Consider the following 21,772-nt stretch of genomic DNA (forward strand, 5'->3'; position numbering starts at 1 on the left):
GTGATGAACATGCCGCACAACACTTTCAAGGCCGCACTGAAAAAAAATGCGCCCCAATATGGCATCTGGGCCGGGTTCGCCACGGGCTACGCCGCCGAGATCGTCGCCACCACCGGTTATGACTGGATGTTGATCGACGGCGAACACGCGCCGAACACCGTGCCCGGCGTACTCGCCCAGTTACAGGCTGTGGCGCCCTATGCCACCGCACCCATCGTGCGCGCCGTGAATGGCGATGCCAGCCTGATCAAGCAATTGCTGGATATCGGCGCGCAAACGCTGATGATCCCGATGGTCGAGACCGCCGAGCAAGCCCAGGCCCTGGTTCGCGCCATGCGTTATCCGCCCCACGGCATTCGTGGCGTCGGCGGTGGCCTGACCCGCGCCACGCGCTGGGACGGCGTGCCGGACTATCTGGCTACCGCCCACGAACAGCTATGCCTGATCGTGCAAGTGGAATCGCGGCTCGGCGTGGAAAACGTCGCCGCCATTGCCGCCGTCGAAGGCGTCGATGCGGTATTCATCGGGCCGGCGGATCTGTCCATTGGCCTGGGCCATGCCGGCGATCCCGGCCATCCGGACGTTCAGGAGCGCATTCAATACGCGGTCGACGCGACGCTGGCGGCCGGCAAGGCCTGCGGCATCCTCGCGCCGAATGAAGCAGACGCGCGCCGCTATCAGGACTGGGGCTGCCAGTTCATCGCCGTGGCGATCGATATCAGCCTGTTGCGCCACAGCGCCATGGCCACCCTCGCCCGTTACCGCACACCGGCTACCGAACAAGCGCCGTCGCGCACCTACTGATCAGCCCAGGAGTCGCTCCATGTCATCCGTGCCTGTTTACCAAAACTTCATCAACGGCCAGTTCGTGGCCAGCGCTGCCCACCTCGATGTGATCAACCCGGCCACCGGCGCCCTGCTGTCGAAGGTGCCAGCGTCGAATGCCGAAGATGTCGATCGCGCACTCGCTGCTGCACGCACCGCGCAAAAGGACTGGGCGCGCAAACCGGCGAATGACCGCGCCGGCTACTTGCGCCGCATCGCTGCCAAACTGCGGGAAAACGTGGCGCACCTGGCGCGCACCATCACCCTGGAACAAGGCAAGATCAGCGCCCTGGCCGAAGTCGAAGTCAACTTCACCGCCGACTATCTCGACTACATGGCCGAGTGGGCGCGGCGCATCGAAGGTGAAATCATCACCAGCGACCGCCAGGATGAAAACATCTTCCTGTTCCGCAAACCGCTGGGCGTGGTGGCCGGGATCCTGCCGTGGAATTTCCCGTTCTTCCTGATCGCTCGCAAGATGGCCCCAGCGCTGCTCACCGGCAACACCATCGTCATCAAGCCCAGCGAAGAAACACCCAACAACTGCTTCGAATTCGCACGATTGGTCGCGCAAACCGACTTGCCACCCGGCGTGTTCAATGTGGTCTGTGGCGATGGTCAGGTCGGTGCCGCACTGAGCGCGCACAAGCGCGTGGACATGATCAGTTTCACCGGTAGCGTCGCCACCGGTTCACGGATCATGGCCGCCGCGGCGCCGAATATCACCAAGCTCAATCTGGAACTGGGTGGCAAGGCCCCGGCCATTGTTTTGGCGGATGCCGACCTGGAGTTGGCGGTAAAGGCCATTCGTGATTCGCGCATCATCAACAGCGGCCAGGTGTGCAATTGCGCCGAGCGGGTCTATGTCGAGCGCAAGGTGGCCGATCAATTCATCGAGCGCATCGCCACCGCCATGAATGCCACCCGTTATGGCGACCCGGTTGCGCAACCTGATGTGGAGATGGGCCCGCTGATCAATCGCCAGGGCCTGGACAGCGTCAATCGAAAAGTCCGTACGGCATTGAGCCAGGGCGCGAGCCTGATCAGTGGCGGGCAGATTGCCGACCTCCCACACGGCTTTCACTTTCAGCCTACCGTTCTGGCCGGCTGCCACGCCGATATGGAGATCATGCGCGAGGAGATCTTCGGTCCCGTGCTGCCAATCCAGATCGTCGACGACCTGGATGAAGCCATCGCCCTGGCCAACGACTGCGACTATGGCCTGACCTCGTCGATCTACACCCGTGACCTGAGCAAGACCCTGCACGCCATGCGCGAGCTGGATTTTGGCGAAACCTACGTCAACCGCGAGAACTTCGAAGCGATGCAGGGTTTCCATGCCGGGGTGCGTAAATCCGGGATCGGCGGTGCGGATGGCAAGCATGGGTTGTATGAGTACACCCATACCCACGCGGTGTATCTGCAAGGCTGAAAATCGGGCGGTGCTGCTGATGCCGCCTTCGCAAGCAAGCCCGTTCCCCCATTGGATCTGTATTTTTACATTGATTCAATGAACAACACTCAACCCTTGCGGGTACGGGCTTCCGCTCAAATTTCAGACACAAAAAACCCCGGTCTTTCGACCAGGGTCTTTGCTATCGACGCGAAGTAAAGCAGTGGCTTTCTTCGTAGCTCCAAGGCGTTCAGTGGGCCTCGGGGCAGATATGGCGCAGCGGACGGGACTCGAACCCGCGACCCCCGGCGTGACAGGCCGGTATTCTAACCGACTGAACTACCGCTGCGTATCGCTGTGGACTTGCGTCCAAGTAACTCGTTTGGTCGAAAGCTTCGGTGCTTTTCAACCGCGAACCGGATGAATCCGATTCGTTGAATATGGCGCAGCGGACGGGACTCGAACCCGCGACCCCCGGCGTGACAGGCCGGTATTCTAACCGACTGAACTACCGCTGCGCGTCGGTGGAGGCATCTCAGCCTACCTCTTGCTTTCGCAAGTTTCTCGGGAGTGGTGGGTGATGACGGGATCGAACCGCCGACATTCTGCTTGTAAGGCAGACGCTCTCCCAGCTGAGCTAATCACCCGTTTGCATCTCCGAGGCCGCGAAATTTACGCAGGTAGCGAACCTAAGTCAATAGCAGGATTGAAGTTTTTCTGAAAAAGACAAAATTCTTTCAATCGATACCGTGTCGACCGCTTTCGCGAGCAGGCCCGCTCCCACAGTGGATAGCACTTCCAATGTGGGAGCGAGCCTGCTCGCGAAGACGATGGCGCACTCAACATCAATGCCCGGCTCGCCCTACTCGCTGTAGATCATTTTCTTGGTCATGCCACCATCGACCACGAACTCCTGGCCGGTAACAAACCCGGCGTTCTTCGACAGCAGCCAGGCCACCATCGCCGCCACGTCCTCGACTGTCCCTACCCTGCCCGCCGGATGCTGGGCATGGTCGGCATCGGTCAGCGGCTCGGCACGGCGCACCGACGGGTCCCGCGCATCGATCCAGCCAGGGCTGACCGCATTGACCCGAATCTCCGGGCCAAGGCTGATGGCCAGCGCGTGAGTCAAGGCCAGCAGGCCGCCCTTGCTCGCGGCGTAGGCCTCGGTATCGGGCTCCGACTGTGCGGCACGGGTCGAGGCCAGGTTGACGATCGCCCCGCTATGGGCCCGCAGGTACGGCGCACAGTGCTTGGCCAACAGCATCGGCCCACTGAGGTTCACCGCCAGTACCCGGTTCCAGTAAGCCAGGTCGAGGCTTTCCAGGGTTATGTTGTGCGGATCGGCAACCGCGGCATTGCACACCAGCGCGTCCAGGCGCCCGAACTGCCCCAGCACCTCGGCAACACCCAGCGCCACCTGCCCTTCGTTCGAGACGTCCATGGCGATGAACCAGGCGTTGTCGCCCAGTACCTTCGCCACTTTCGACCCGCGCACCCGGTCCAGGTCCGTCAGCACCACCTGCCAGCCTTCGCTGATCAACCAGGCCGCAATTCCCAGGCCAATGCCCCGCGCCGCACCAGTCACCAGTGCCACGCGGCCATTGGTGCCCGATGGCGTGGACAACTCGATCACAGGGCAGCCAAACCGCGCGCCAGGTCGGCTTGCAGGTCTGCCACGTCCTCCAGGCCGACCGCAATGCGGATCAGGCTGTCACGAATGCCCGCAGCCTCACGCTCTTGCGGCGCCAGGCGGCCGTGGGAGGTGGTGCTCGGGTGGGTGATGGTGGTCTTGCTGTCGCCCAGGTTGGCAGTGATCGAAATCAGGCGGGTCGCATCGATAAAGCGCCAGGCGCCCTCTTTACCGCCCTTGACCTCGAAACTCACCACCGCACCGAAGCCCTTTTGCTGACGCAGGGCCAGCTCGTGCTGTGGATGGCTCTTGAGGCCGGCGTAATGGACTTTCTCGATGCCGTCCTGCTGCTCCAGCCATTCGGCCAGTTGCTGGGCGTTGGCGCAATGGGCCTTCATCCGCAGATTGAGGGTTTCCAGGCCCTTGAGGAAGATCCAGGCGTTGAACGGGCTCAAAGTCGGCCCGGCGGTGCGCAGGAAGCCGACCACTTCTTTCATCTGCTCGCTGCGTCCGGCCACGACACCGCCCATGCAACGGCCCTGGCCGTCGATGAACTTGGTTGCCGAGTGCACGACGATGTCCGCACCCATTTTCAACGGCTGTTGCAGCGCCGGGGTGCAGAAGCAGTTGTCGACCACCAGCATCGCGCCCTTGGCGTGAGCGATTTTCGCCAGTTCGGCGATATCCACCAGCTCAGCCAACGGGTTGGACGGCGATTCGACGAACAGCAATTTGGTGTTGGCCTTGATCGACGCATCCCAGCCGGACAAATCCGCCAGGGGTACGTAGTCGACTTCGATGCCGAAGCGCTTGAAGTACTTCTCGAACAGGCTGATGGTCGAGCCGAACACGCTACGCGACACCAGCACGTGATCGCCGGCACTGCACAGGCTCATCACAACCGCCATGATCGCAGCCATGCCGGTGGCAGTGGCCACGGCCTGCTCGGCGTTTTCCAGGGCGGCAATACGCTCTTCGAAGGCGCGTACGGTGGGGTTGGTGTAGCGCGAATAAACGTTACCCGGCACTTCCCCGGCAAAACGCGCGGCCGCATCGGCGGCGGTACGGAATACATAGCTCGAAGTGAAGAACATCGGATCACCGTGTTCGCCTTCCGGCGTACGGTGCTGACCGGCACGAACGGCCAGGGTATCGAACGCTACGCCTTCGAGGTCGCTGTCCAACCGACCGGCATCCCAATCCTGACTCATGCTGTCACTCCTTTCCCTATTCTCGTAAATTAAAAGCCAGATACAAAACCGGCCCCTCAGGGCCGGTAGTTACTCAGTTGTTGTACAGATCGATGATCGCGCTGACTGCCTGGGTCTTGACCTTGGAGGCATCGTTACGCGCCTGCTCGATCTTGTTCAGGTAAGCCTCGTCGACGTCGCCGGTGACGTACTGGCCGTCGAACACCGCGCAATCGAACTTGTCGATTTTGATCTTGCCGCCACCGACCGCTTCGATCAAGTCAGGCAAGTCCTGATAGATCAGCCAGTCGGCACCGATCAGGTCCGCAACGTCCTGGGTCGAACGGTTGTGGGCGATCAGCTCGTGGGCGCTCGGCATGTCGATGCCGTAGACGTTCGGGAAACGCACGGCCGGGGCTGCGGAGCAGAAGTAAACGTTCTTGGCGCCTGCTTCGCGTGCCATCTGGATGATCTGCTTGCAGGTGGTGCCGCGCACGATGGAATCGTCCACCAGCATCACGTTCTTGCCGCGGAATTCCAGCTCGATGGCGTTGAGCTTCTGGCGTACGGATTTTTTCCGTGCCGCCTGGCCCGGCATGATGAAGGTGCGGCCGATGTAGCGGTTCTTCACGAAACCTTCGCGGAACTTCACGCCCAGGTGGTTCGCCAGCTCCAGGGCCGCGGTGCGGCTGGTGTCCGGGATCGGGATGACCACGTCGATGTCGTGATCCGGACGCTCGCGCAGGATCTTCTCGGCGAGCTTCTCACCCATGCGCAGGCGGGCCTTGTACACCGACACGCCGTCGATGATCGAGTCCGGACGCGCCAGGTAGACGTGCTCGAAGATGCAAGGGGTCAGGGACGGGTTGGTTGCGCACTGACGAGTGTGCAGCTTGCCGTCTTCGGTGATGTAGACCGCTTCGCCCGGTGCCAGGTCGCGAATCAGCGTGAAACCGAGCACGTCCAGGGACACGCTCTCGGAGGCGATCATGTATTCGACGCCTTCGTCGGTGTGACGCTGGCCGAACACGATCGGACGGATGCCGTGGGGGTCACGGAAACCGACGATGCCGTAACCGGTCACCATGGCCACGACCGCATAGCCACCGACGCAACGATTGTGCACGTCGGTGACGGCAGCAAATACGTCTTCTTCAGTCGGCTGCAGCTTGCCGCGCTGGGCCAGCTCGTGCGCGAACACGTTCAGCAGTACTTCCGAATCGGAACTGGTGTTGACGTGGCGCAGGTCAGATTCGTAAATCTCCTTGGCCAGTTGTTCAACGTTGGTCAGGTTACCGTTATGCGCCAGGGTGATGCCGTAAGGCGAGTTGACGTAAAACGGTTGAGCTTCGGCCGAGGTCGAGCTGCCCGCGGTCGGGTAGCGCACATGGCCAATGCCCATGTGGCCGACCAGGCGCTGCATGTGACGCTGATGGAACACGTCACGCACCAGGCCATTGTCCTTGCGCAGGAATAACCGGCCATCATGGCTGGTCACGATACCGGCAGCGTCCTGGCCGCGGTGCTGGAGGACGGTTAGCGCGTCATACAGCGCCTGATTGACGTTCGACTTACCGACGATACCGACGATGCCACACATGCGACGCAACCCCTACTTAATGGATCTGAACTGAACAACACTCACTGAGGCGTTTTGGCCATCGGCAAGAGCTGCTCCTTGAACGGAATATCAGCGGGTACGCTGATACCGCTGGCAAGCCACTGACTGCTCCACCCGAGAATCAGGTTTTTGGACCAATCTGCGACCAATAGAAATTTTGGCACGAGCTGCGACTGTTTCCACCACTCGTCCTGTTGTACCGGCCCCAGGCTCAACAGCCCGACCGCCACGACCACCAGCAGCACGCCACGCGCTGCGCCGAAAGCCATGCCGAGGAATCGATCGGTCCCGGACAACCCGGTGACGCGAACCAACTCGCCGATAAGATAATTGATCATTGCGCCTACGATCAGCGTGGCGACAAACATGATGGCACAGCCCGTGATTATACGAGCCGATGGGGTCTGGATATATCCGACGAGGTACTCGGACAATGAGCCACCGAACATCCAGGCAACGGCTCCTGCGATGATCCAGGTCACCAGCGACAGTGCTTCCTTGACGAAGCCGCGGCTCAGACTGATCAAAGCGGAGATGGCGACGATTGCAACGATCGCCCAGTCAACCCAGGTAAATGGCACAGTGCAGCCTACAGACGGATAAGGCGGCGCATTTTAGCAGAGCCCATGCTTATCGGTAAGCTGCGATTGTCAGTGCATTTCAAATCGCGGCGATAGATTTAGCCACGCTCTGGTTGAAAGCGCACGACAAACCCCTTGAGGTTCTGCTGGCGGTTCAACAGGTCACGCAGGCGATCAGCCTCTGCACGCTCGATCAGTGGCCCGACAAACACGCGATTCTTGCCGTCGGCTGTGCGGATATAGGCATTATAACCCTGGCTGCGCAGGTTTTTTTGCAGCTTTTCCGCGCTTTCGCGATTGGCCAGGCTGGCCAATTGCACCGACCAACTGACCGACAGGCCATTGGCGTCGACGCGGCTTTGGCTGGTATCCGGCTTGCCGGGTGCGGCGCTGATCGGTTGCGACGGTGGCGTGGCGGGCTTGGCCGCCAGCGCCGGAACAGGGGCTGGCGCAGGGGGCGGCGTGACCGGCTTGGCGGCGGGTGCCGGAGCGACAGGCGCAACCGGTGCAACCGGCGCTTCCTGCTGGGCGATTTCTTCGTCGCTCGGCACAGGTTCCTGCGGCAGGGCCTGGGGCTCAGGCACCACCACGGACTCCACCTGCACTTGCGGCATCGCCGGCGCTTGTGGCGCGGCCGGAGCCTGGACCTCCACCTGGCGCTGTTCATCCTGGCGAGAAAACAGCATCGGCAGGAAAATCACGGCCAGGGCGACCAGGACCAGGGCACCGACCATGCGTTGCTTGTAAGCCTTATCCAGCAATGCCATTTGCCGCTTCCTCCGTGGAGTGCCGGGCCAGCCACTCAAGGGCCTCGGCAACACAATAGAATGATCCGAACAACAGAATCTCGTCGTCACTCGTCGCCTGCGCACACTGCCCTTCCAGAGCGGTGGCCACACTATCATACGACGTCACCGAAGCACCGCGCTTGTCCAGCGCTTCACGCAAGTCGGTCACCGGTCGCGCCCGGGGCGAATCCAGCGGCGCGACTGCCCAATGCTCGACACTAGCACTCAATTCGCCAATGACACCCTCCAGATCCTTGTCAGCCAGCAACCCGAATACCGCCAGACGCTTGCCCGCCGGTGGACGACTGGCCAGGCGCCGGGCCAGATACTCTGCGGCATGGGGGTTATGCCCCACATCCAGCAACAAATTGAGGCGCTTACCCTGCCAGTCGAACTGCCGGCGATCGAGTCGACCCACTATCCGCGTCGCTTGCAGCGCCTGGACAATCTGCGCGTTTGCCCAAGGCAACCCGAGCAACAGATAGGCTTGCAGCGCCAGGGCGGCGTTTTCCATCGGCAGGTCGAGCAGCGGCAGGTCGTGCAATTCGACCACTTGCCCCCTGGCATCGACGCCGCGCCATTGCCAATGCTGATCGGTAACACCCAGGTCGAAATCGCGCCCACGCAGGAAAAACGGGCAATTGAGCTCGCGCGCCTTGTCCAGCAGGGGTTGCGGAGGATTCAAGTCGCCGCAGAGCGCAGGCGCGCCCTGACGGAAGATGCCGGCCTTTTCGAAGGCCACGGACTCGCGGGTATCACCCAGGTAATCCGCATGATCCACGCCAATACTGGTGACCAACGCCATGTCGGCGTCTACCACATTGACGGTATCCAGGCGCCCGCCCAGACCCACTTCCAGGACCACGGCGTCAAGCCCGGACTGTTGAAACAGCCAGAACGCCGCCAGGGTCCCCATCTCGAAATAGGTCAGGGAGGTATCGCCGCGACCGGCTTCGACCGCAGCAAAAGCCTGGCAAAGCTCGGCGTCAGTGGCTTCGACGCCATTGACCTGCACCCGCTCGTTGTAACGCAGCAGGTGCGGAGAGCTGTAGACACCGACGCGCAGGCCCTGCGCCCGCAGCAATGAAGCCACGAATGCACAGGTAGAGCCCTTGCCATTGGTGCCGGTGACCGTGATCACCCGAGGTGCCGGCTTGCCCAATCCCATTCGGGACGCTACCTGCTGCGAGCGCTCAAGCCCCATGTCGATGGCCGAAGGGTGCAACTGCTCAAGGTAGGCGAGCCACTCGCCAAGGGTACGTTCGATCATAGGTTGGCAGGTACCGGTGGAACCACGACTGGCTCGATTGGCGCAGCGACGAACTTCGGCGTCGGCAGGCCCATCATTTGCGCCAGCAGGTTACCCAGGCGCGGACGCAGCTCCTGACGGTGAATGATCATGTCGATCGCGCCGTGCTCCAGCAGGAACTCGCTGCGCTGGAAGCCTTCGGGCAGTTTTTCGCGAACGGTTTGTTCGATCACGCGCGGACCGGCAAAGCCGATCAGGGCCTTGGGCTCGCCGACGATCACGTCGCCCAGCATCGCCAGGCTGGCGGAAACACCGCCGTAGACCGGATCGGTCAGCACGGAAATGAACGGAATGCCTTCTTCACGCAGACGCGCCAGCACCGCGGAGGTCTTGGCCATTTGCATCAGCGAGATCAGGGCTTCCTGCATCCGCGCGCCACCGGAGGCGGAGAAGCAGATCATCGGGCAGCGTTTTTCCAGCGCGTAGTTGGCCGCGCGCACGAAGCGCTCACCGACGATGGCGCCCATCGAGCCGCCCATGAACGAGAATTCGAACGCCGATACCACGACAGGCATGCCCAGCAGGGTGCCGCTCATCGAGATCAGCGCGTCTTTTTCGCCAGTCTGCTTCTGCGCCGCGGTCAGGCGATCCTTGTACTTCTTGCCGTCGCGGAACTTCAGGCGGTCAACCGGCTCCAGGTCAGCGCCCAGCTCGGTACGACCTTCGGCGTCGAGGAAAATGTCGATGCGCGCGCGCGCGCCGATGCGCATGTGATGATTGCACTTGGGGCAAACGTCCAGGGTTTTTTCCAGCTCCGGACGATACAGCACAGCCTCGCAAGACGGGCATTTGTGCCAAAGACCTTCAGGCACCGAGCTCTTCTTGACCTCGGAACGCATGATCGAAGGGATCAGTTTGTCTACTAACCAGTTGCTCATGCTTTCTTTCTCCAGTACCGGCGGCCCGAACGCTCTGGTTCGCAGCCCCGCGTATGCCCTTGAGCTAAATTCATGTGTGCGGCGATGTTCGATGGGTGCCGGGTCAGTGCAGCGTGACCTGCGTACAACCCATCAATCCTCAGCCGTTTTGTACAGTGCAGTGGACGGCGGCAGTCTGCCAGCCGTCACATCAAGCTGCCACGGACTGCCTTGATAAACGCCTGAATCTTTGCGTGATCCTTGATGCCCTTGCTCGACTCTACCCCGCCACTCACATCCACGGCATAAGGTCGAACCCGCGCCACCGCCTCGGCGACGTTTTCCGGAGTCAGGCCGCCCGCCAGGATAATCGGCTTGTTCAAGCCTTGCGGTATCAATGACCAGTCGAACGCCTGGCCGGTTCCACCGGGAACACCTTCGACATAGGCGTCGAGCAAAATACCGCTGGCACTCGGATAAGCAGCGCAAGCGGCCGCGATATCATCCCCCGCCTTGACCCGCAGCGCCTTGATGTAAGGACGATGCCAGCCCTCGCAATCCGCTGCACTTTCATCGCCATGGAACTGCAGCAGGTCCAGTGGCACGGCGTCGAGGATTTCTCCCAGCTCGCAGCGGCTGGCGTTGACGAACAAGCCCACGGTGGTGACGAACGGCGGCAACGCCTTGATGATCGCGCGCGCCTGCTGGAACGTCACGCCCCGCGGGCTCTTGGCGTAGAACACAAAGCCGATGGCATCGGCCCCGGCCTCGACCGCCGCCAACGCATCTTCTATGCGGGTAATCCCGCAAATCTTGCTGCGAACGGCTGGCATGTCGATAAATCCTCACGGTAAATCCGGGAAAGTCCCGGATGGTAACAAAAGCGTTCGAAGGCGTCAGCCGTCAAGTTCGCTGAAACCGGTAAGGAAATGTGGGCCGATGTAACGCTCGGGCAACTGGAACTCGTCGCGGTACTCGACCTGCACCAGATACAGGCCGAACGGATGCGCCGTCACCCCGCCGGAACGGCGAATCCGGCTCTCCAGCACTTCCTTCATCCACTCCACCGGACGCTCGCCAGCACCGATGGTCATCAGCACGCCGGCGATGTTGCGCACCATGTGGTGCAGGAAGGCGCTGGCGCGAATATCCAGCACGATCATCTTGCCGTGGCGCGTGACTCGCAGGTGATGCAGCTCTTTGATCGGCGACTTGGCCTGGCACTGGCCGGCTCGGAAAGCGCTGAAATCGTGCGTGCCCACCAGGTACCGGGCCGCTTCGGCCATGCGCTCGACGTCCAGTGGACGGTGGTTCCAGGTGATTTCCTCGTTCAGGTGCGCCGGACGGATCTGGTCGTTGTAGATCACATACCGATATCGCCGGGCAATGGCCTTGAACCGGGCATGAAAATGCGCCGGCATGACCTTGGCCCAACTGACGCTGACATCGTGCGGCAAATTGATATTGGCGCCCATGACCCAGGCTTTCATCGAACGCTCGACTTGCGTATCGAAGTGCACCACTTGGCCACACGCATGCACGCCGGCATCGGTACGCCCGGCGCACAGCAGCGAAACGGGAGAGTCGGCCACCTTCGACAAGGCGTTTTCGAGGGTTTCCTGCACCGTGAGCACGCCGGAGGCCTGGCGCTGCCAGCCACGATAACGCGAGCCCTTGTATTCAACGCCCAACGCGATCCGGAAAAAGCCGTCGGCCGCCATTTCGGCGGCCGGGTTATCTATGTTTGCCAAGGAGTGACAGCCTGCTGATGTACGCAAAGGGGGGCATTATAAGGCTGCCGAGCGGGGACGCCAGTACAACAGCAGGTACTGTGGCGAATCGGCTGTCGCCTTCGCGAGCAGGCTCGCTCCCACAGGGGGATTGGTGTCTGTGGGAGCGAGCCTGCTCGCGAAAGCGGCCTCGCAGACGCCATCGCATCACCGCGGCAAACAAAAACGGCAGCCTCAATGGGCTGCCGCTTTGCTTACAACCGACCGCTCAATCACTCAAGCCAGGCGCGCAAGCATCTCCTTCGCTTCGCTCTTCTGCCCGTCGTCGCCTTCGGTCACCACCTCGTTGAGGATGTCACGCGCGCCATCGTTATCGCCCATGTCGATGTAGGCCTGGGCCAGATCGAGCTTGGTCGCGACCTCGTCGGTACCGGACAGGAAATCGAATTCCGGCTCATCATCCACGGTTGCCAGGGCGTCATCCACCGTGAAGCTTGGCTCACTGATGCTCTGGGACAGGCTTTCCAATTCGGCGCTGACGTCATCCAGCTCAGTACCAAATGCCTGCTCAGGCGCCGGAACGTCCATCTCATCGGCCAGCGACAAATCGAAATCCGCCGGCAGGTCCAGATCGTCCAGGGTCACTTGTGGCACGTCCGGCGCTGGCGCCGCCGGCAGGTCCTTGACATCTTCATCCAGGCTCAGCAGGAAGTCGTCCTCGGCCAGGATCGCGGGCGTTGGCTCGCCACCGAGGTCCATATCCAGATCGAACTCCGACAGGTCATCGAGGTTTTCCTTGATTTCAGTCTGCTGCTGCAAGACCGACTCGAAGCTCAGGTCATCGTCCAGCGGGAAATCTTCCAGATCGGCCAGGGTTGTTTCCGGCTCAGGCTCAGGCTCAGGCGCTGGTACGGGTGCCGGCTCAACCGCGACCGGCGTTACCGGCGTGACATTTTCCAGGTCATCCAGACTCAAGTCGAACGCGCTGTCAAAATCGTCATCGAATGCAGCCGGCGCCTGAGGCTCGTCGAGCAACAGGTCCTTGACGTACTGTGCGTCCAGCTCGGCAGCAGCGGCGGCAGCGGCGATACCGCCCGCAGCGACCAGCGCCATGGCCGGGAAGCGGCTCTTGAGTTTTTCCACCTGGGCATAATTGTCGCCATTGGCGACCAACTGCCGCTCCTGGACCACGAACGCGTCGCGATCACCCTGCAAACCGTAGACTTCCATCAGCTTGAGGCGCAAATCGCTGCGTTGAGGCTCCTGCTTGACGCCCTCTTCAAGCAGCGCGGCAGCCTGGTTCAACCGACCGCCGTCGATGTGCGACTGCGCGCGACCCAACACATCGTCGGAATGCTCGGCGGCGGGCGATACCAGTGGCGCGGCAATCGGCGGCGTGACCACGACCGGAGCAATCACCGGAGCGGGGGCGGGGGCGGGAGCTGGCGCTGGAGTCGGTGCAGTGGCCAGTTTCGGGCTCGGTGGCGCATCCTCCAGGTCATCGAAGATGCCTTTTGACAGGTCAAGCTCGGAGGAAAACGCCTGCTCTTCGGCCAGGGCGCGGGCCATGCGCAGATGTTTCTCGGCTTCCTGCTGGGCTTTGCGGCGACGGGCCAGTAACAGCAGCAACAGCAACACCACCACTGCCCCGCCACCCGCCAGACCCAGCAGCCACGGATTGGTCAGCAACTCATTGAATTTCTGCTCATCGGAGGCTGCAGGTTTCGATTCGATCGGTGTTTCTGCCGGAGCCGCAGCAGGCGTCGCTTCAGCCGGAACAGGCGCGGGGGCCGTTGCTTCGGCCGGAACCGGAGCCGGCGCTTCGGCAGGCGTTGCCGCAGGATCAGCGGGCAGCTCAGCCGGGATCGCCGCAGCGGTCGCAGTTGTCGCAGGCGCTCCTGCCGCACCTTCGGCCTGCAATTTGGCCAGTTGGTTGTTCTTCAGCTCAATGAGGCGTTGCAGCTTGTCCATCTGGCTTTGCAGATCGGTCATGCGGCTTTTCAGCTCAGCACTGTCGCGGCGCTTGGTATCGAGACTTTCCTGGGTTACCGCCAACTGGTTGTTCAAGGCCTTGGCATCGCCTGCGACGCCCTTGCCCTTGGCTTTTCCGGATTCGGCGGAAACCAGGCTCAGCTTATCCTGGCCAGCTTGCGATGAAGTGGCTTCACCGCGACCCCGATTGGTGGCGTCAAGTTGCTGCTGGCCTGCTCCAGGCTTGGCGACATAACGACGCCCCTGACGCCAGGCGGTATTTTGTGCAGCCACTTCGGCGATGGCCTTCGATTGCGGCAAGCTCGTGCTTTGCGCCTGATCGGGCAGACGCAATACCTGGCCGGTTTTGAGCCGGTTGATGTTGCCATCGATGAAGGCATCCGGGTTCAGCGCCTGGATGGCCAGCATGGTTTGTTGAATCGAACCGCCATTACGCGCCTTCGCGGCGATTTCCCACAGGGTGTCGCGCCGCGTGGTGGTGTATTCGGACGGTTTGGTCGCGCCAGTGACGGGCGTGGTACCGGTTTGAACAGGTGCAGCTTGCGCAGCCGCGTCAGCGGTCTGCGGCGAGAATTTGGACGGATCGAGCAGCACGCTGTAATCGCGCAGCAGTCGACCGTTGGGCCACATCACCTGAACCAGGAATTTCACCATCGGTTCGGTCAGGGGTTTGCTGGAGGTGACGCGCAGGATGCTTTTGCCGCTGGCGTTGAGTACCGGAGTAAAGGTCAGGTCGTTGAGAAACGCCTGGCGGTCGACACCGGCCTTGGCGAAATCGTCAGGAGAAGCCAGGCTCGGCACCACTTCGGCAGCGGTGAGTTCCTTGACGTCGAGCAACTCGATTTCCGCCACCAGCGGCTGGTTCAGCGTCGACTTCAGGGTCAGTTCCCCGAGCCCGAGGGCATGCGCCATACCGGAGGACAGCGCCGAGGCGGCCGCTATTGCTAACACCAGTTTGCGAACTTGAACCATAGCTTATCCTTAGTTTTCACATTCCTCGGCCAGCGAGGCAGATAGCCGCTGCCGTAAGGCATTGCGCGCGGGCGAAGGTCGCCGCGCGCGATCGTTTCATGCATGCCCTGCAAAGCCCTTCAGGGCGGCTCGCCTTCGACATTACGGCCAAGCATGACGCTCGTTTGGAAGTATCTTTTACAGCAGGTCTTTTATCAACAACTCGGCGACCTGCACAGCATTGAGCGCCGCGCCTTTGCGTACGTTATCTGACGTCAGCCACACATTAAGTTCCGACGGTTCGTCGATCCCCAAGCGCACCCGACCAACGTAGACCACATCCTGCCCTACCGCATCGCCGACCGCCGTCGGGTAATCGCCGGCTTCCACCAACTCGATGCCGGGAGCGTCCTCGAGCGCGGCGTTGACCTTTGCCAGGTCGATATCGCTCGCACACTGCAAGGTCACGCTATAGCTATCGCCAAAAAACACCGGGGCTTGAATGCAAGTGACGGAAATCTTCAATGAAGGCAACGCCATGACTTGACGCAGTTCACGCACCAGGCGCTTTTCCAGCAGGGTATGGCCCTGTTCGTCCGGCTTGCCGACCTGGGCCAGCAGGTTAAAAGCCATCTGCCGGTCAAAGAAGGTTGGCTCCAGTGGGCGAACGTTCAGCAATTCGGCGGTTTGCCGGGCCAGCTCTGTCACGGCTTCGCGGCCCTGGGCCGATACTGCCAGGCAGGCGGTCAGGTTGATGCGTTGCAAATCGAGCAGCCCCAGCAGGGGTGCGAGCAGCACCGCCAGGGTGCTGGCCGCCGGGCTCGGGCTGCTGACCTGGAAGGGCTTTTTCAGGCCGGCCAGCACTGAAGCATTCGCTTCCGGGACCACCTGTGGCGCTTGCTCGGCCGGCAAGGCGCCAGACAGATCGATGATCGAGCAACCGGCCGCCGTGGCACGCGCGGTGTAACTCAATGTCACCGCTGGACCGGCGGCAAAAAATACTAACTGGACCTTGCCAAAATCGAACTCATCGACTTCACGCACCCGTACGTTCTTGCCGCGGTACGGCACCGAACTGCCGGCGGATTCACTGCTGGCCAGCAGATGCAGGCTGCCGATCGGAAAATCACGTTCTTCGAGGATCTGCACCAGCGTTTCGCCGACAGTACCGGTGGCGCCGATCACGGCAATATCAAGGGTCTGGCTCATGGTTTTACCTCTGGCGAAACGGGGGGAGCGGCACTTTACCGGGTGGGGGGCATGCAGGCAATTCTGCCGGATATTTGCTGTGGCTGTACCGACCCCTTCGCGAGCAGGCCTCGCTCCCACAGTTGATTGCGGTCTGATGTGGAAGCGAGCCTGCTCGCGAAGGGGTCGGTATAAACACCCCATCAACATCAGATTGCCGGAATAAAAAAACCCGCACCTCTTTCAAGGCGCGGGTTCTTTAATGGCTTCAATCGATCAACGCTCGAGCAAGATCCGCAGCATGCGACGCAGCGGCTCGGCCGCGCCCCACAACAGCTGGTCGCCGACGGTGAACGCGCCGACGAACTGCGAGCCCATGTTCAGCTTGCGCAGGCGGCCAACCGGGATGTTCAGGGTGCCGGTAACCTTGTTCGGGCTCAGTTCCTGAATGCTGGTCTCACGGCTGTTCGGCACCAGCTTGACCCAAGGGTTGTGCTGGCTGATCAGCCCTTCGATATCGGCGATCGGTACATCTTTGTTCAGCTTGATGGTCAGCGCCTGGCTGTGGCAGCGCATGGCGCCGATGCGCACGCAGATGCCATCCACCGGGATCGGGCTCTTGAAGCGACCGAGGATTTTGTTGGTCTCGGCCTGGGCCTTCCACTCTTCACGGCTTTGACCGTTCGGCAGTTCCTTGTCGATCCACGGGATCAGGCTGCCAGCCAGCGGTACGCCGAAGTTTTCGGTCGGGTACGCGTCGCTGCGCATGGCTTCCGCCACACGACGATCGATGTCGAGGATCGCACTGGCCGGATCGGCCAGTTGATCGGCAACAGCGGCATGGGTCGCACCCATTTGCTTGATCAGTTCACGCATGTTCTGCGCGCCGGCACCGGAGGCCGCCTGATAAGTCATGGCGCTCATCCACTCCACCAGGCCAGCCTCGAACAGGCCGCCCAGGCCCATCAGCATCAGGCTGACGGTGCAGTTGCCACCGATGTAGTTCTTGGTGCCCGCGTCCAGTTGCTGATCGATGACCTTGCGGTTCACCGGGTCCAGCACGATGACGGCGTCATCCTGCATGCGCAGGCTGGAGGCGGCATCGATCCAGTAACCCTGCCAGCCGGCTTCGCGCAGTTTCGGGAAGACTTCGCTGGTGTAGTCGCCACCCTGGCAGGTCAGGATCACGTCGAGGGTCTTCAGCTCTTCAATGCTGTAAGCGTCCTTGAGCGGAGCAATGTCCTTGCCCACGGACGGGCCTTGGCCACCGACATTGGAAGTGGTGAAAAACACCGGCTCGATAAGATCGAAATCCTGCTCTTCCAGCATCCGCTGCATGAGCACGGAACCGACCATACCGCGCCAACCGATCAGACCTACACGTTTCATCGCAACTACACCTTCTTGAAATGTGGGCCGCTGCTTTAGGGGGTGAAATCAGGCAGCGGGCCCGAGAGATTACAGATTCCGCAGCGCGGCGACTACTGCGTCGCCCATTTCCTGCGTACCGACTTTAGTGCAACCGTTCGACCAGATGTCACCGGTGCGCAAGCCCTGGTCCAATACCAGGCTTACCGCTTTTTCGATGGCATCGGCGGCGGCCTGCTGGTTGAAGCTGTAGCGCAACATCATCGACACCGACAAAATGGTCGCCAACGGGTTGGCGATGCCTTTACCTGCGATGTCCGGTGCCGAACCGTGGCACGGCTCGTACATGCCTTTGTTATTGGTGTCCAGGGATGCCGACGGCAGCATGCCGATGGAACCGGTGAGCATCGACGCCTGGTCGGACAGGATATCGCCGAACATGTTGTCGGTGACGATCACGTCGAACTGCTTCGGTGCCCGCACCAGTTGCATGGCAGCGTTGTCGACGTACATGTGGCTCAGCTCGACTTGTGGGTAATCCTTGGCCACTTCCTCGACGATTTCACGCCACAGCTGGCTGGAGGCCAGCACGTTGGCCTTGTCCACCGAGCAGAGCTTCTTGCCGCGGACCATGGCCATGTCGAAACCGACACGGGCGATGCGGCGGATTTCGCTTTCGCTGTATGGCAGGGTGTCGTAGGACTGACGCTCGCCGTTTTCCAGGGTCCGGGTGCCACGTGGCGCGCCGAAGTAGATACCGCCGGTCAGCTCGCGAACGATCAGGATGTCCAGGCCGGCAACGATTTCCGGTTTCAGGCTGGAAGCCTCGGCCAGTTGCGGGTACAGGATCGCCGGACGCAGGTTGCCGAACAAGCCCAGTTGCGCACGAATTTTCAGCAGGCCGCGTTCAGGACGGATATCACGCTCGATGGTGTCCCATTTCGGGCCGCCCACCGCGCCCAACAGTACGGCGTCCGCCGCGCGGGCACGCTCCAGGGTTTCATCGGCCAAAGGTACGCCGTGCTTGTCGATGGCCGCGCCACCGATCACGTCGTGACTCAGCTCGAAGCCCAGGGCGTACTTGTCGTTGGCCAGTTCCAGCACCTTGACCGCTTCGGCCATGATTTCCGGGCCAATACCGTCACCTGGGAGAATCAGAATCTGCTTGCTCATGCGTTCCTCATGTCATCAGTCGGTGCGCCCTCGGGCGCTCCCGGAAAAAGTCTGTTAGTCGCTTATCTTTCAGCCATCAGCACCAGCACATCGGTACTGAACGATCCATCGGCTTCAATCTCAAAATATTCGCGCACCTCGTTACCCATCGACTGCTGCAACTCGCGGATCGCCGCGCGCATCACCTCTGGCGTGCGCATGCGCTCGACCCAGGAGCTGTATTCCAGGCGCAGCCGCTGGCGGCTAGTGCTGCGGGTATGCAGCCCCGCCTCACTGACCTGGCGCAACCACTCACCGGCGCTATAGTCGCGCACATGGCTGGTGTCGCGCAGCACTTCGACGCTTTGCAGGTAAGTGTCGAACAATGGGCTGCCTGGTGACAACACGTCGATGAAAGCCGCTACGCCACCCGGTTTCAGCACCCGGCGCACTTCCCGCAAGGCCAGGCCGAGATCGCTCCAATGGTGCGCCGAATAGCGGCTGAAAACGAAATCGAACTCGCCATCGGCGAACGGCAGGCGCTCGGCGGCGCCGTTGATCGTGGAAATATTGCTCAGGCCCCGATCAATGGCTGCGGCGGCGACCACGTCGAGCATTTGCTGCGACAGGTCGTAGGCCACCACTTCCTTGACCAGCGAGGCCACCTGAAAACTCACGTGACCGGCGCCGCACCCCAGGTCCAGGACCCGCGCCTCGCCCTGTCCCGCCAGTTCGGCCTGTAGCAGCGCAAATTCGGTGCCTTGAGCGTGTACGGCGCTGCTCAGGTAGGCCGCGGCCTGTTCACCGAATTGCTTTTGGACTACCTGGCTGTGCTGGGCGGTGCTGGTCATGGGGGACTTCCTTTTTGGGGTTGAGTCTTGTGGTGTTTGTTCGGGCCTCTTCGCGAGCAGGCTCGCTCCCACAGTGGAATGCATTTCAAATGTGGGAGCGAGCCTGCTCGCGAAGGCGTCATCACGTCCTACGCAAAATCAAGCGTCGCGAAACAACCACGGCTGGCTCGCCCGGTGCTTGGCCTCGAACGCCGCGATCGCATCACCGTCTTGCAAGGTCAAACCGATATCGTCCAGGCCATTGAGCAGGCAGTGCTTGCGGAACGCGTCGATTTCAAAGCTCAGCACTTTGCCGTCCGGGCGGGTCACAGTCTGGGCCTGCAGGTCGATCTGCAGCTGGTAGCCCGGATTGGCCTCGACCTGCTGGAACAGCTCGTCGACTTCAGCGTCGCTCAAGATGATCGGCAGCAAGCCGTTCTTGAAGCTGTTGTTGAAGAAAATGTCGGCATAGCTCGGCGCGATGATGCTGCGGAAACCGTACTCTTCCAGCGCCCATGGCGCGTGCTCGCGGCTGGAGCCGCAGCCAAAGTTCTCGCGGGCCAGCAGCACGCTGGCGCCTTGGTAACGCTCGGCGTTGAGGACGAAGTCCTTGTTTAATGGGCGCTTGGAGTTGTCCTGATAGGGCTGACCCACGTCCAGGTAACGCCATTCGTCGAACAGGTTCGGACCGAAACCGGTGCGCTTGATCGACTTCAAGAATTGTTTCGGGATGATCTGGTCGGTGTCGACGTTGGCACGATCCAGAGGCGCGACAAGTCCAGTGTGCTGGGTAAAAGCTTTCATGCTGCGCTCCTTTAGATCAATTCACGGACGTCGACGAAACGACCGTTCACCGCGGCGGCGGCGGCCATGGCCGGGCTCACGAGGTGGGTACGACCACCGGCACCCTGGCGGCCTTCGAAGTTGCGGTTCGACGTGGAAGCGCAATGCTCGCCAGACTCCAAGCGGTCCGGGTTCATCGCCAGGCACATCGAGCAACCTGGCTCGCGCCATTCGAAACCGGCTTCGAGGAAAATCTTGTCCAGGCCTTCCGATTCGGCCTGTGCTTTCACCAGGCCCGAACCCGGCACCACGATGGCCTGCTTGATGGTGGAGGCCACCTTGCGGCCCTTGGCGATCACCGCCGCTGCGCGCAGGTCTTCGATCCGCGAGTTGGTGCAGGAGCCGATGAACACACGGTCCAACTGAATGTCGGTGATCGCCTGATTGGCGGTCAAACCCATGTACTTCAGGGCGCGCTCGATGGAACCGCGCTTGACCAGGTCCATTTCCTTCGCAGGATCCGGAACGTGCTGGTCGACCGCCAGGACCATCTCGGGCGAAGTGCCCCAGCTGACTTGCGGCTTGATCTGGGTCGCGTCGAGTTCGACAACCGTGTCGAACACCGCGTCGGCATCGGATACCAGGTCTTTCCAGGCTTCGACGGCCAAATCCCATTCCGCGCCTTTCGGGGCGAATGGACGGCCCTTCACGTAAGCCACGGTTTTTTCATCGGCGGCTACCAGGCCAACGCGAGCACCGGCCTCGATGGACATGTTGCAGATGGTCATGCGGCCTTCAACGGACAGGTCGCGAATCGCGCTGCCGGCGAATTCGATGGCGTGACCGTTACCACCGGCGGTACCGATCTTGCCAATCACGGCGAGCACGATGTCCTTGGCAGTCACGCCAAACGGCAATTGGCCTTCGACGCGAACCAGCATGTTCTTCATTTTCTTGGCGACCAGGCACTGGGTGGCGAGCACGTGCTCGACCTCGGAAGTGCCGATACCATGGGCCAGGGCACCGAACGCGCCGTGGGTCGAGGTATGGGAGTCGCCGCAGACCACGGTCATGCCCGGCAAAGTAGCGCCCTGCTCCGGGCCGATGACGTGGACGATGCCTTGGCGGACGTCATTCATCTTGAATTCGACGATGCCGTATTCATCGCAGTTATCGTCGAGGGTCTGGACCTGCAAACGCGAGACCTGGTCGGCAATGGCTGCGATGCCGCCCTTGCGCTCCGGGGTGGTCGGTACGTTGTGGTCCGGGGTCGCGATGTTGGCATCGATGCGCCATGGCTTGCGCCCGGCCAGTCGCAGCCCTTCGAAAGCTTGCGGCGAAGTCACTTCGTGGATGATGTGACGATCGATATAGATCAGCGCCGAGCCATCGTCGCGCTGTTTGACCAAATGCGAATCCCAGAGCTTGTCGTAGAGCGTTTTGCCGGCCATCAGACGGTTTCCTCATCAGCTTGTTTCTATGCCCTGGGTCTTGAGTGGTTCAATAACCCTTTGGCTTGTGAGGCTGATCCTATGGGGTTAGATTAAATAACTCAAATTCATATTTTTTATGCTTTGGATA

The 21,772-nt window shown here is 61.4% G+C and carries 18 protein-coding genes and 3 tRNA genes; 2 read left to right on the forward strand and 19 right to left on the reverse strand.

Features of this window, described 5'->3' with window-relative positions; translation table 11 throughout:
* Positions 1-3 precede the first annotated feature (3 nt).
* Both PG5_RS02320 and aldA read left to right on the forward strand, forming a co-directional pair.
* Positions 4-804, forward strand: a complete 801-nt coding sequence (locus PG5_RS02320) for an HpcH/HpaI aldolase/citrate lyase family protein (RefSeq protein ID WP_020795475.1) — start codon at positions 4-6, stop codon at positions 802-804.
* 19 nt (positions 805-823) lie between these two features.
* The gene (aldA, locus tag PG5_RS02325; RefSeq protein WP_020795476.1) at positions 824-2,257 is read left to right on the forward strand and encodes an aldehyde dehydrogenase; all 1,434 of its coding nucleotides are present in this window, start codon (positions 824-826) and stop codon (positions 2,255-2,257) included.
* 233 nt (positions 2,258-2,490) lie between these two features.
* On the opposite strand, the gene PG5_RS02330 is transcribed toward aldA, so the two are convergent.
* From PG5_RS02330 to leuC, 19 genes are all read right to left on the reverse strand, one after another.
* Positions 2,491-2,567 (reverse strand) — tRNA-Asp (locus tag PG5_RS02330).
* 92 nt (positions 2,568-2,659) lie between these two features.
* A tRNA-Asp gene (locus PG5_RS02335) sits at positions 2,660-2,736 on the reverse strand.
* 53 nt (positions 2,737-2,789) lie between these two features.
* Positions 2,790-2,865 (reverse strand) — tRNA-Val (locus PG5_RS02340).
* Between the two features lie 215 nt (positions 2,866-3,080).
* Positions 3,081-3,854, reverse strand: a complete 774-nt coding sequence (locus PG5_RS02345; RefSeq protein WP_020795477.1) for an SDR family oxidoreductase — start codon at positions 3,852-3,854, stop codon at positions 3,081-3,083.
* Entirely contained in the window at positions 3,851-5,062 is a 1,212-nt protein-coding gene (locus PG5_RS02350; RefSeq protein ID WP_020795478.1) for an O-succinylhomoserine sulfhydrylase, read from the reverse strand. Before PG5_RS02350 ends, PG5_RS02345 begins: the two co-directional genes overlap by 4 nt.
* Before the next feature lie 73 nt (positions 5,063-5,135).
* Complete coding sequence (purF, locus tag PG5_RS02355) at positions 5,136-6,641, reverse strand: amidophosphoribosyltransferase (RefSeq protein ID WP_020795479.1); 1,506 nt, start codon at positions 6,639-6,641, stop codon at positions 5,136-5,138.
* Between the two features lie 41 nt (positions 6,642-6,682).
* A complete protein-coding gene (locus PG5_RS02360; protein ID WP_020795480.1) occupies positions 6,683-7,243 on the reverse strand; it encodes a CvpA family protein in 561 nt (186 codons plus the stop codon).
* 98 nt (positions 7,244-7,341) lie between these two features.
* Positions 7,342-8,010: an SPOR domain-containing protein gene (locus tag PG5_RS02365; RefSeq protein WP_020795481.1), complete on the reverse strand. Its 669-nt coding sequence runs from the start codon at positions 8,008-8,010 to the stop codon at positions 7,342-7,344.
* Positions 7,994-9,301 carry a bifunctional tetrahydrofolate synthase/dihydrofolate synthase gene (gene folC / locus PG5_RS02370; protein ID WP_020795482.1) on the reverse strand — a complete coding sequence of 436 codons (1,308 nt, stop codon included), beginning with the start codon at positions 9,299-9,301 and terminating at the stop codon, positions 7,994-7,996. Before folC ends, PG5_RS02365 begins: the two co-directional genes overlap by 17 nt.
* Positions 9,298-10,218, reverse strand: coding sequence for an acetyl-CoA carboxylase, carboxyltransferase subunit beta (gene accD, locus PG5_RS02375; RefSeq protein WP_020795483.1), 921 nt, complete (start codon positions 10,216-10,218; stop codon positions 9,298-9,300). The genes folC and accD overlap by 4 nt, the downstream gene beginning before the upstream one ends.
* Positions 10,219-10,403: 185 nt before the next feature.
* Positions 10,404-11,030, reverse strand: coding sequence for a phosphoribosylanthranilate isomerase (locus PG5_RS02380; protein WP_020795484.1), 627 nt, complete (start codon positions 11,028-11,030; stop codon positions 10,404-10,406).
* Between the two features lie 63 nt (positions 11,031-11,093).
* Positions 11,094-11,918 (reverse strand): tRNA pseudouridine(38-40) synthase TruA, encoded by an 825-nt coding sequence (truA, locus tag PG5_RS02385; RefSeq protein WP_033039317.1) that lies wholly within the window; start codon positions 11,916-11,918, stop codon positions 11,094-11,096.
* A gap of 285 nt (positions 11,919-12,203) precedes the next feature.
* Entirely contained in the window at positions 12,204-14,891 is a 2,688-nt protein-coding gene (locus PG5_RS02390) for a FimV/HubP family polar landmark protein (protein ID WP_020795486.1), read from the reverse strand.
* A 177-nt stretch (positions 14,892-15,068) separates the two neighbouring features.
* On the reverse strand, positions 15,069-16,079 hold the full coding sequence (locus PG5_RS02395; protein ID WP_020795487.1) for an aspartate-semialdehyde dehydrogenase: 1,011 nt from the start codon (positions 16,077-16,079) through the stop codon (positions 15,069-15,071).
* A 255-nt stretch (positions 16,080-16,334) separates the two neighbouring features.
* The gene (gene asd / locus PG5_RS02400; RefSeq protein ID WP_007975660.1) at positions 16,335-17,447 is read right to left on the reverse strand and encodes an aspartate-semialdehyde dehydrogenase; all 1,113 of its coding nucleotides are present in this window, start codon (positions 17,445-17,447) and stop codon (positions 16,335-16,337) included.
* A 69-nt stretch (positions 17,448-17,516) separates the two neighbouring features.
* Complete coding sequence (gene leuB / locus PG5_RS02405) at positions 17,517-18,599, reverse strand: 3-isopropylmalate dehydrogenase (RefSeq protein ID WP_020795488.1); 1,083 nt, start codon at positions 18,597-18,599, stop codon at positions 17,517-17,519.
* A 62-nt stretch (positions 18,600-18,661) separates the two neighbouring features.
* Positions 18,662-19,429 carry a class I SAM-dependent methyltransferase gene (locus PG5_RS02410; protein ID WP_020795489.1) on the reverse strand — a complete coding sequence of 256 codons (768 nt, stop codon included), beginning with the start codon at positions 19,427-19,429 and terminating at the stop codon, positions 18,662-18,664.
* A 138-nt stretch (positions 19,430-19,567) separates the two neighbouring features.
* Positions 19,568-20,212 (reverse strand): 3-isopropylmalate dehydratase small subunit, encoded by a 645-nt coding sequence (gene leuD, locus PG5_RS02415; protein WP_008056361.1) that lies wholly within the window; start codon positions 20,210-20,212, stop codon positions 19,568-19,570.
* A gap of 11 nt (positions 20,213-20,223) precedes the next feature.
* On the reverse strand, positions 20,224-21,642 hold the full coding sequence (gene leuC, locus PG5_RS02420) for a 3-isopropylmalate dehydratase large subunit (protein ID WP_020795490.1): 1,419 nt from the start codon (positions 21,640-21,642) through the stop codon (positions 20,224-20,226).
* Between the last annotated feature and the right edge of the window lie 130 nt (positions 21,643-21,772).

It is taken from the genome of Pseudomonas sp. G5(2012), from assembly GCF_000408945.1.
GTDB classification, from domain to species: Bacteria; Pseudomonadota; Gammaproteobacteria; order Pseudomonadales; family Pseudomonadaceae; genus Aquipseudomonas; species Aquipseudomonas umsongensis.